The 3432-nt window shown below is 31.1% G+C and carries 2 protein-coding genes; both read right to left on the reverse strand.

What is annotated here, in order from left to right; genetic code table 11:
* Positions 1-61: 61 nt before the first annotated feature.
* Complete coding sequence (locus LS71_RS09345; RefSeq protein WP_034357017.1) at positions 62-619, reverse strand: hypothetical protein; 558 nt, start codon at positions 617-619, stop codon at positions 62-64.
* A 172-nt stretch (positions 620-791) separates the two neighbouring features.
* A partial coding sequence (locus LS71_RS09545; RefSeq protein ID WP_476702756.1) for a putative barnase/colicin E5 family endoribonuclease occupies positions 792-3432 on the reverse strand: 2641 nt, incomplete at its 5' end.

The raw sequence follows: 3432 nt of genomic DNA on the forward strand, positions 1-3432 counted from the left end.
AACCTCCAAACTCTCAAAATCAAATAATTCTAATAAATATTCAAGCCGCCCTTGATTTATATCAATCTTTGCCATTTTTATCCTCTTGTGCGCAAGTCATATTCATATTTTCTAGCATTTTTTCTAAAATCTTTAATGCCTGCTGGATTTGTGCATCTTTGGCTTGATTTTGCGTATTTTGCAATTTAGCTTTATATTTTTCTATTTGATATTTTAGATATGTAACCCAAGATTGATAAGCGCCAAAAGCCAAAATTCCCACTATGATGATAATCATTTTATGCCCTCCATTTTCCAATGAATTAATTAATGCTAAAACTTCGCTAAAAATATTAGCATTAAGCAAAATGCTCCCTTTTTCTATCCTGAATGATATTAGCTCATTATTTTGCGGAAGTTTTATGCCAATTTCTTTTTCTAAAGCCTTTAAAAAATCTATATAACTCTTTTGAAACTCGGTAATAATTTTTGCAATATCAGCATTAATATACCTTACATCATAGTCCCTAAAGCGCCCATTTGATAGTTTTATTTCTTGTGATAGATGATTAAAATCATACTTTATAGGCTCACCTAATAGTATTTTATCTTTTAGAGTTTCTAAGTCTGCAAAATTCATTGTATATCCTCTTTTTATATTATTTTACCACTTCACCTAAAAAACTTGACATAGATTCTAAAACTCGCTAAGATTTTACTCTGCGGTAAAGATTGGACTCATAAGACAATCATATAAGTGGCTTTTGCCCTTTGAATGCGGAGGTCTTGCCGCTTTAGCTTAACCAAATCCCTTAAATAGCTTCGTTTCCTTTATCGTAATATATCAATTCATACTCATTTATCATTTTTAGCATTCTTTGTCTATCGGCAATGTAGCTCGTTTTATATTCTAATCTATTGCTTTTTGGCACTTGAATGCTTATCATATTTAGCACGCCCTTTTCATCTAAAAATGGCTTGTAAAAAAGATAACTCTCGCGCTCAAAATCTTGCACGATGAAAAGCGGCTTTTGCAATGTCGGCAGTATCGCGCCACTTATGCGGTTTCTATCTTGCTCTTTGCTATTTTCAAGCAAATGCTTATAAGCTTTTTTGGGCGATATTTCTATTTCCTTAATCGGCGTTTTTATATGCGTAGTATTTTTGCCATTTTTAAGCGCAAATTGCTCTATAAATTCATTTTCACTAAGTGGTGCAGGCAAATTTTCTGCTATTTCCTTAAGCTCATTATATTTAATATTTCCCATTTTATCTAAAAACTTGTTTCTTAAATCCATATTTTTACCTTGATTAGAATCTTTAGATTCTATTATATCTTTATTTTTCTTTGCAAAGTCGATGTTTTTAGATTCTATATTTTTAGTAAAATTTGTGTCGTAATTATCTATTATTTTACTTAGATTCTTGCTTATTTTTGCATAGTTGCTAGAGTCTTTTCTAAAGCCAAAAAGGTTTGCTATAGAATCTATTATGCGTTGCCATAGATTGCGGCTTTTTAGCTTTTCTCTAAAGGCAGGATTGCTTAGCTCTGCGACCATTTCTTTAACAGAATTCAAAGCATATTCGCCCTTAAATTTAGAATCTAGTTTTAATCTATCATAGATTCTATTTAGATTTTTTATTGCATGTTTCTGCACTGGTTTTAAAACTTGCGGATTGTCTATTGCACGGCTACTAACTGCGTGTATCATCTCATGCAATATCGTTTCACTACTAAAATCTTGCAAAGTAATTTTATTGCTATTTGCATTATACTGCCCTAAAATATTTCTATTTCCTAGAATCTCATTACTATACTCAACCTTTAAATCTTTTGCCACGCTAAAAACTTTATCAAAAAGCTCATTATTTATAGAATCTGTATTATTTTTCTTAAAAATTGCCTCTAAATCTTGCAAACTTTGCGGTATAATTTGATTGGAGGCTGGGGATTTTATCGCATTTTGCGCGCCTGCCTGCTGTCTAAGCTCCCCTATAATGTCAGCACCTTTTATAATCTTATCCGCATTTAGCAAATCATTAACGATATATCCATATTGCCTAGTTTTCACATGCGTTACAAATTCCTTATCCTTATCTCTTGTCACTAAAAGATACAAAAAAGGCTCTTTATTGCTATTTTTATCAACAAATTTCTTTAAATATTTGTCTTTATTTTCTATCGTGTAATGAATGTGCGGGTCGTTTTTTGTAGATTCTAACATATGGAAATACCCTTGCCTTTGTTTGCTATCTTTTCGTGTTTCTATGTGAGTTTTTAGATTTTCAATATTGTTAAATTGACTTATAACTTTGTCTATTTCTTGTGCGCTTAGCTCTTTGGGCATTGCTTCTGCTTTTAAATTTTGCAAATTATTTATTATTTCATTTTTCGCATAGTCGATTCTATAATTAATATTCGCTTCATTTTCATCAAAAAACTTCCCATTTTTCCCTTTATTATCCACACTTTTAATTTGATTAGAATCAAAAGCAATAAGAAATAAATCACTGCCCAAAGTATCATAATCATTTACAACAATTCCGTCATAGCCTTTTTTTTGTAAAAATTCTTTAAATCTAAAATCTTCACTATAAAACTCTGTGTTAATACCTAATTTTTCCGCTTCATCAGTAATTTTTTTGTATTCTTGTGTAAATCCTGTGTATTTATCATATCGCATATCAAAAGGTTTTTTGATATTTAAAAATACTTTATATAACTTACCTTTTTGCCCATCACGTTGTGTAAAATCTTTTGAATATCGTGCTGTATCTGCAAACCAAAATCCAACTTTTGATTTATCAAATTCATCTTTAAAAATTGAAATATCTTTTGATAGACTACCATGATAAAACACTTTAGGAATACCATTAGAATCTTTTGTCAAAGGGCTAGAATCTTTATGCCACTCGTATAAATCATACGCCTTTTTAGGCGTAAAATCAAATTTAGATTCTATTTCCTTAATAATATTAGAATCTGTTTCCTTAAGTTTATAATCAATCTTAGAATCTTGCCTTTTTACAGATTCTATGCTATCATTTCCTTTGTCAAGGTTAGATAAAGGCTGTTTATCTGCAAAAAGGGCATCGCCGAACGTCTTGTCCTTTTCCCTTGTTACTTCATAGCCTGTAACAATCCAATTATTATTTCCTTTATGATGAAATCCTTGCGAAATATCAATTTTGTATAGTTTAGAATCTGCATCTTTATGCCATATCGTATTTACATTATTTTGCGTTACAAGCTTACCATTTTCGATAATATGCGGTATTTCCTTAACAAATTCTTGTGCTAAAGATTCCGCTTCCGCTTCACTTAAACCTTGCTGTATAAACTCCGCTTTTCGCTTATCAATAATATGCGCTAGCCCGTAGCCCTTATGCGCTTTAGAATCTGTAACTTCTCCCCAAACTAAGTCTATATCGCCCAAGCCCTCTTTATGAAAC

This window comes from Helicobacter jaachi, assembly GCF_000763135.2.
GTDB classification, from domain to species: domain Bacteria; phylum Campylobacterota; class Campylobacteria; order Campylobacterales; family Helicobacteraceae; genus Helicobacter_C; species Helicobacter_C jaachi.